This is a genomic window from Burkholderia sp. Tr-20355, from assembly GCF_017104685.1.
Classification (GTDB): domain Bacteria; phylum Pseudomonadota; class Gammaproteobacteria; order Burkholderiales; family Burkholderiaceae; genus Burkholderia; species Burkholderia seminalis.
The window spans coordinates 1-7,412 of the sequence record NZ_JAAGPK010000253.1; the positions used below are offsets into that span (position 1 = coordinate 1).

The following is a 7,412-nucleotide window of genomic DNA, read 5'->3' on the forward strand; positions in this document are numbered from 1 at the left end:
TTGTTCGCGTACGAAAATCCGGCCGTCGACGCGCTGCTCGCCCAATGGCGCGACGGCCCGTCGCCGGTCGTCGCGCTCGTGCCGGCCGGCCGCCTGTCGCCGGCCGTCGCGCGCTTTTTCGGGGTCGAGTCGTTCGCGGCGGGCGCTCATGCACGCGCCGGCAACCTGGTCGCCCACGGGCTCGCATTCGTCCCGCAGGCCGACTACGATCCGCTGCTGTGGGCGGCCGACCTCAATTTCGTGCGCGGCGAGGATTCGTTCGTCCGCGCGCAATGGGCACGCAAGCCGTTCGTGTGGCACATCTACCCGCAGGCCGACGACGTGCATCTGCCGAAGCTCGACGCCGCGCTCGCGCACCTGTCGGCAGGCCTCGCCGATGCGCCGCGCGCCGCGCTCGAGCGGTTCTGGCATGCATGGAACGGCGCCGGCACGCCCGACTGGGCCGATTTCTGGCAACACCGCGCCGCACTGGACGCCAATGCGGCCCGCTGGGCCGACGCGCTCGCGGCGGTCGGCGATCTCGCCGGAAAGCTGGCGGAATACGCAAAATCTCAGTTAAAATAAGCGGTTATCCGACGGCTGACCAGGCAAGCGCTCGCTTTTGGCGTCCACCGGAACGCACCGCTTGCGCCGTCAGCCGTTGCGCAACGCTCAGGCACCTATTTATTTGATTGGATCAGGACAGTTTTTATGAAGACCGCACAGGAACTCCGCGTAGGCAACGTCGTGCAGATCGGCAGCGACGCATGGGTCATCTCCAAGACGGAATACAACAAGTCGGGCCGTAACGCCGCCGTCGTCAAGATGAAGATGAAGAACCTGCTGACGAACGCAGGCCAGGAATCGGTCTACAAGGCCGACGACAAGTTCGACGTCGTCGTGCTCGACCGCAAGGAAGTGACGTACTCGTACTTCGCCGACCCGATGTACGTGTTCATGGACGCCGACTACAACCAGTTCGAAGTCGAAGCCGAAATGATGGGCGAAGCGCTGAACTACCTCGAAGACGGCATGGCGTGCGAAGTCGTGTTCTACAACGAGAAGGCGATCTCGGTCGAACTGCCGACGATCCTCGTTCGCGAGATCACCTACACGGAGCCGGCAGTCAAGGGCGACACGTCGTCGGGCAAGGTGCTGAAGAACGCCAAGCTCGCAACGGGCTTCGAACTGCAAGTGCCGCTGTTCTGCAATACCGGCGACAAGATCGAAATCGATACGCGTACGAACGAATACCGCAGCCGCGCGTAATCGTCAGCGATACCCGCATCGAACAAAGCGCCCTTCGGGGCGCTTTTTGTTTGTCTGGCGCCAACAGCGGGCACCAGCCAAGGGCATAAGGAACACAAAATCCACCGGTAAAGATATTCAATTTGTATCATCGGTAACTGTTTTATAGCGCCGGAGAAATAATGCGCGTGACGGGTTCGGCGGGGCATAAAATCAGTTTTTAATCTGACATGCGGCTGCGGCCCCGATGGCCGACAGCCCGCCTCTCTTGACTCGACTCGCGTCCACCATGCCACACGCCCTGATTGTCGAAGACGATCCCAACAGTCTCTCCGGCCTCACCGCGCTGCTCGCCGCAGACGGCTTCTCGGTCGACACGGCCACGTCGCTCGCCGAAGCCCGCACGGCGCTGGGCCGCTCGATCCCCGATGTCGTCCTCGTCGACCTGAACCTGCCGGACGGCAGCGGGTTCGACCTGCTCCAGCACCTGCCGCAGCAACAGCCGAACGGCTCGTTGCCCGTCATCGTGCTCACGGGCAACGCGACGGTCGAGAGCGCCATCGAGGGCCTGCGTCACGGCATCTGGGACTACCTGCTGAAGCCGATCAACATTCCGCGCCTGCGCAGCCTGCTCGCGCGGATCCCGCGCCCGTACGAACTGATCGACGAAGTGCAGTCGCTGCGTGCGTCGCTGCGCCGGCTCGGCCGCTTCGGCGCGCTGGTCGGCTGCAGCGATGCAATGCAGCACGTGTACGACATGATCGAGCACAACGCGCGCACCGAAACGGCCGTGCTGTTCTCGGGCGAGGCCGGCACCGGCAAGAAGCTGGCCGCGCGCACGCTGCACGACCTGAGCCGGCGCCGCAAGGGGCCGTTCGTGTCGTTCGACTGCCGGACGATCGCGCAGGCCGGCCGCCATGGCGCGTCGCTCGACAGCGTGCTGTTCGGCCATGAGCGCGGCGCGTTCGACGGCGCCGAGCGCCGCGAATCGGGCCTGTTCGAACAGGCCGGCGGCGGCACGCTGTTCCTCGACGAGATCACCGCGCTGCCGCTCGTGCTGCAGGAAGCGCTGCTGCATGCGCTCGATTCGCAGAACTTCATGCGGATCGGCGGCACGAGCTCGATCACGAGCGATTTCCGGCTGATCGCGACCACGCGCCGCCCGGCACGCGAAGCGGTCGCGAACGGCACGCTGCGCGAGGATCTGTGGTTGCGCCTCGATGCGGCGTCGATCACGATGCCGCCGCTGCGCGAGCGCGACGGCGACGCGCTCGCGATCGCGGACGCGCAGATCGACGAACTGAACCGCGAGGCGCGCGCGACCGGGCGCAGCACGACCGACAAGCGCGCGGCGCCGGGCTTCGTGCGCGAATGCCTGTCCTACGAATGGCCGGGCAACGTGCGCGAACTGCAGGAACGCGTGCGCTTCGCGTACGACGCGTCGGGCGATTTCATCGAGACGCTGCGCGCCGGCGAGCCGAGCTTCTCCTCCGGCGCCGCGCTGAACGGCAGCAGCGTGCAGATCAAGGTCGGCACGCCGCTGTCCGACGTCGAGGACCTGCTGATCCGCGCGACGCTCGACGCGGTCGGCGGCACCCGCCATCGTGCGGCCACGCTGCTCGGCATCAGCCCGAAGACGCTGTACAACAAGCTGCAGCGGATGAAGGTGAACTGAGCGCGCGACCGTGAATACGGGCACTGGCCGGACCTGACCGTTAGTTGCGCAAAAGCCCACCGTACCGACTGCCCGGTTTGCCCCTTGCCGCACCCCATGAAAAAGCCGCGCAATTGCGCGGCTTTTTGTTTCGGCAAGCGAAAGGGCCCGAACCGCGCCCGCTTACGCCAGTGCGCTTTTCAGCAGCGCCTGCGCCTGCAGATACTCGGGCTGCGCGACCAGCTTGTCCCACTTGAGCGCCTTGCCGCGCGCGCGCATCCGCTTGATGCGCCGCATCGACTCGGCCGACGCCCGTGCCTTCAGCTCGTTCAGCACGACCTCGGCCGCCTCCGGCTGGTTGCAGACGAGCACCATGTCGCAACCGGCGGCGAGCGCGGCATCGGCCGCCTGCGTGAGCGTGCCGCCTTCGCGCGCGGCCTCCATCGACAGGTCGTCGCTGAAGATCGCGCCCGTGAAGCCGAGCTTGCCGCGCAGGATGTCCTGCAGCCAGACGCGCGAGAATCCGGCCGGCCGCTTGTCGACCTGCGTATAGATCACGTGCGCGGGAATCACGGCCGACAGCGACAGGCCGAGCCAGTCGTACGGCGCAACGTCCTGCTTGAGGATCGCGTCGAGCGTGCGGTCGTCGGTCGGCAGCGCGACGTGCGAATCGGCTTCCGCGAAACCGTGCCCGGGGAAATGCTTGCCGCAGTTCGCCATGCCGGCGAGCGACAGCCCGTGGTTCAGGCTCTTCGCGAGCAGCGTGACGACGCGCGCGTCGCGATGGAACGCGCGGTCGCCGATCACCTTCGAATGCCCGTAGTCGAGGTCGAGCACGGGCGTGAAGCTCATGTCGATCCCGCACGCACGCAGTTCGGCGGCCAGGATGTAGCCGACGGCGGTCGCCACCTTCGTCGCGAGCAGCACGTCGCGATCCCACAGCTCGCCGAGGCGGCGCATCGCGGGCAGCACCGTGAAGCCGTCGGTGCGGAACCGCTGCACGCGGCCGCCTTCGTGATCGACGGCGATCAGGATGTCTTCGCGCACCGCGCGGATCGAGTCGGTCAGCGCGATCAGCTGCGCGCGGTTCTGGAAGTGCCGCGCGAACAGGATCACGCCGCCGGTATTCGGATGCGCAAGACGCCGCGCATCGTCGCGCGACAGGGCCGTGCCGACGACGTCGAGCATGACCGGGCCGGGAGTCGTTTTCATCGAATCGGGAAGTCCGTCAGGAGGAGGTTCGGGAAACAGGAGCAGGAGCAGGCGCGGCGTCCGTTTCGGCGATCACGAACGACACCGCGTAGTCGCGCTCGTCGCTGACCGTCACGCGCGCCGTGATGCCGCGCGCGGCCAGCCAGTCGGCCAGCTCGCCCGACGCGACCACGTACGGCTCGCCGCTCGGATGGTTGAGCGTCTGCAGTGCGCGCCACGTCATCGGCCAGTGCATGCCGAGCCCGATCGCCTTCGAGAACGCTTCCTTCGCGGAGAAGCGCGTCGCGAGAAACGCGATGCCGCGCGCCTCGGAGCGCGCGCGGCGCGCATGGAACACACGCAGTTCGTCGGGGCCCAGCACCTTCTCGGCAAACCGGCCCCCCGTGCGTTCGAGCACGGCCGCGACGCGGCTTACCTGGGCGATGTCGGTACCGATGCCGTAGATCGCCATGTCAGTACGCGCGCACGCGGCGGTATTTCATCTTCAACGCGCGCCGCCGTGCAGCGCGGCGACGCGGGCGGCGACCATGATCGCCTTCATCTCGCGCACCGCGTTGTCCCAGCCCGCGAAGATCGCATGCGCGACGATCGCGTGACCGATGTTCAGCTCGACGATGCCGTCGATCGCGGCGATCTGCTGCACGTTCGTGTAATGCAGCCCGTGCCCCGCATTGACCTTCAGGCCCAGTTGCGCACCGGCCTGCACGCCCGCGACGATGCGTTCGTACTCGCGCTGCTGCTCGGCTTCGTCGTGCGCTTCGGCGTAGCGGCCCGTGTGCAGTTCGATCACCGGCGCGCCCGCTTCGTGCGCGGCGCGGATCTGCGTCTCGTCCGGGTCGATGAACAGCGACACGCGCACGCCGACGTCGGCCAGTTGCTTGCAGGCCGCGCGCACGGCTTCGAAGTGGCCGGCGACATCGAGACCGCCTTCGGTCGTCAGTTCCTCGCGCTTTTCCGGCACGAGGCACGCGTCGTGCGGACGCACTTCGCACGCGATGTCGAGCATCTCGGCCGTCACCGCGCATTCGAGGTTCATGCGCGTCTTCAGCAGCGGGCGCAGCTTGCGCACGTCGGCGTCGACGATGTGGCGGCGATCCTCGCGCAGATGCAGCGTGATCGCGTCCGCACCGGCCTCTTCGGCGGCGAGCGCCGCGCGGATCGGATCGGGATAGGCCGTGCCGCGCGCATTGCGCAGCGTCGCGACGTGGTCGATGTTCACGCCGAGGTCGATGGCGGTGGGCGTTGTCAGGAAGAAGCTCATAGGTTTTGCAGGTCGATCAGGATCTGACGCGTGGCAAGCGGCGTACCGCCGAGATAGGTGTTCAGCAGGAAGCGCATCAGCGTCTTGCTTTGCGCGACCGTCTGGGCTCGATGGTAATCGTCCTGCTCCATGTCGAGCAACGTCTGTCCGGTGATGACCGGCCAGTGCGACGGCACGTCGTCGTCCGCGTTGCGCACGCCGCGTTCGGGATCGAACACGTAGCGGCGATCGGGCTCGACCGCGCGGCGCGCGACCGTGCGGTTCAGCGCCATCGCGTAACCGGTCTCCTTCAACAGCACGCGCTCGAACGAACGCAGCACCTGCACCGCGGGTTCGCCGTGCGCGAGGCGCGTGAGCGTCAGCACATAATGATTGAACAGCGGCGGCTGCGGATCCTCGCGCGCGCAGAATTTCACGAGCAGCTCGTTCGCGTAGAAACCGCACAGCAGCCCGTCGCCGCCGAGCGGCAGCATGCCGCCGACCCACTCGGCCCCCGTCAGCGTGCGCACCTCGGATTTGCCGGACCAGGACAGCAGCAGCGGCTGGAAGGTCTGCAGCACGCCGCGCAGCGCGGAGTGCGGGCGTTTCGCGCCCTTCGCGACGAGCGCAAGCCGGCCGTGATCGCGCGTCAGCACATCGACGATCAGGCTGGTTTCGCGATACGGATAGCTGTGCAGCACGAACGCCGGCTGCTCGGCGACGCGGAAATCGGACGTGCGAGACGTCGCGCGCCGCGCCTTGCGCGGCGGTTCGGGCGGAGCCGGCAGCGGCGCGTCGTTCGCGCCGGCCGTCACCGCGTCTTCAGTCGACGTCAGCGCGTCATTCGTACCCATAGGCGCGCAGTCCGGCCTCGTTGTCGGCCCAGCCGCTCCTCACCTTCACGAAGGTCTCGAGGTACACGGGGCCGTCGAACAGCTTCTCCATGTCCATCCGCGCCTCGGTGCTGATCTGCTTGAGCTTCTCGCCCTTCTTGCCGATCACCATCGCCTTGTGCGAATCGCGTTCGACGAGGATCGTCGCGAAGATGCGCTTCAGCCGCCCTTCCTCCTCGAACTTGTCGATCACGACGGTGCTCGTGTACGGCAGCTCGTCGCCGGTCCAGCGGAACACCTTTTCGCGCAGGATTTCGGCCGCGAGGAAGCGCGAGCTGCGGTCGGTCAGCTCGTCCTCGCCGTAGATCGGGGCGCCTTCCGGCAGGTACGGCTTGATCGTCTCGAGCAGGCGCTTGATGTCTTCCGGCTGCTGCGCCGACAGCGGCACGAGCTCGGCGAATTCGCGCAGCGTGTTCATCTTCTGCACGAACGGATACAGCGTGGCCTTGTCGGCGACACGGTCGATCTTGTTCGTGATCAGCAGCGTCGGCATGCCGGGCGGAATCAGGTCGAGCACCTTCTGGTCGTCGGGCCCGAAGCGACCGGCCTCGATCACGAACAGGATCACGTCGACCGACGTCAGCGTCGACGTGACCGCGCGGTTCAGCGATCGGTTCAGCGCGGTGCTGTGACGGGTCTGGAAACCCGGCGTGTCGACGAACACGAATTGCGCGTCATCGAACGTGTTGATGCCGGTGATGCGATGGCGGGTCGTCTGCGCCTTGCGCGACGTGATGCTGATCTTCTGGCCGACGAGTGCGTTCATCAACGTCGACTTGCCGACGTTCGGGCGGCCCACGATCGCGATCATGCCGCAACGGAAACCGGTAGGAGCGGGAGTGTTCATATCGTTTGGGAGGCAGGTTCGGAAACGGCCGCGCGGCGCGCGGCACGATCGCTGGGCAATTCAGTGGTCGGCATCGGCCACGCGCGCCTGCGCGGCGGCGAGGCTCGCGCCGCCCGGCGGCGTCTCGGCGTCCGGTGCGGCAGCGTCGCGCGCACGCGTGCGCGCAGCGGGGTCGGAACCGGCGGAAGGCTTGTCGGCGGACGATGCGGCCGGATCGGCAGCACGCGGCGCGGCGTCCGCGGGCTTGTCCGCCGCCTTGTCGGGGCGGTCGGCGGGTTTATCGGCCACCTTGTCGGCCGCCGGCTTCGCCGCCCGCTCACCCTTGTCGGCAGCCGTCTC

The 7,412-nt window shown here is 67.2% G+C and carries 8 protein-coding genes and 1 pseudogene; 3 read left to right on the plus strand and 6 right to left on the minus strand.

Features of this window, described 5'->3' with window-relative positions; genetic code table 11:
* The 3 genes from earP to G3N62_RS33300 form a co-directional block, all read left to right on the plus strand.
* Positions 1–564 (plus strand): elongation factor P maturation arginine rhamnosyltransferase EarP (gene earP, locus G3N62_RS33290; RefSeq protein WP_206141453.1); only part of this gene is annotated, 564 nt, incomplete at its 5' end.
* A 126-nt stretch (positions 565–690) separates the two neighbouring features.
* Positions 691–1,248: an elongation factor P gene (gene efp, locus G3N62_RS33295; RefSeq protein ID WP_034186515.1), complete on the plus strand. Its 558-nt coding sequence runs from the start codon at positions 691–693 to the stop codon at positions 1,246–1,248.
* A gap of 268 nt (positions 1,249–1,516) precedes the next feature.
* Positions 1,517–2,902, plus strand: coding sequence for a sigma-54 dependent transcriptional regulator (locus G3N62_RS33300; RefSeq protein WP_059560702.1), 1,386 nt, complete (start codon positions 1,517–1,519; stop codon positions 2,900–2,902).
* Between the two features lie 162 nt (positions 2,903–3,064).
* Here G3N62_RS33300 and nagZ read toward each other — a convergent pair whose 3' ends face one another.
* From nagZ to G3N62_RS33330, 6 genes and pseudogenes are all read right to left on the minus strand, one after another.
* Positions 3,065–4,093, minus strand: a complete 1,029-nt coding sequence (gene nagZ / locus G3N62_RS33305) for a beta-N-acetylhexosaminidase (RefSeq protein WP_124670456.1) — start codon at positions 4,091–4,093, stop codon at positions 3,065–3,067.
* A 16-nt stretch (positions 4,094–4,109) separates the two neighbouring features.
* On the minus strand, positions 4,110–4,544 hold the full coding sequence (gene acpS, locus G3N62_RS33310; protein ID WP_034186512.1) for a holo-ACP synthase: 435 nt from the start codon (positions 4,542–4,544) through the stop codon (positions 4,110–4,112).
* Between the two features lie 33 nt (positions 4,545–4,577).
* Entirely contained in the window at positions 4,578–5,354 is a 777-nt protein-coding gene (gene pdxJ / locus G3N62_RS33315; protein WP_034186511.1) for a pyridoxine 5'-phosphate synthase, read from the minus strand.
* Positions 5,351–6,187, minus strand: a complete 837-nt coding sequence (gene recO, locus G3N62_RS33320) for a DNA repair protein RecO (RefSeq protein ID WP_034186510.1) — start codon at positions 6,185–6,187, stop codon at positions 5,351–5,353. The genes pdxJ and recO overlap by 4 nt, the downstream gene beginning before the upstream one ends.
* The gene (gene era, locus G3N62_RS33325) at positions 6,174–7,073 is read right to left on the minus strand and encodes a GTPase Era (RefSeq protein ID WP_124670457.1); all 900 of its coding nucleotides are present in this window, start codon (positions 7,071–7,073) and stop codon (positions 6,174–6,176) included. Before era ends, recO begins: the two co-directional genes overlap by 14 nt.
* Before the next feature lie 60 nt (positions 7,074–7,133).
* Positions 7,134–7,412, minus strand: a pseudogene (locus G3N62_RS33330) (ribonuclease III); the annotation flags it as partial.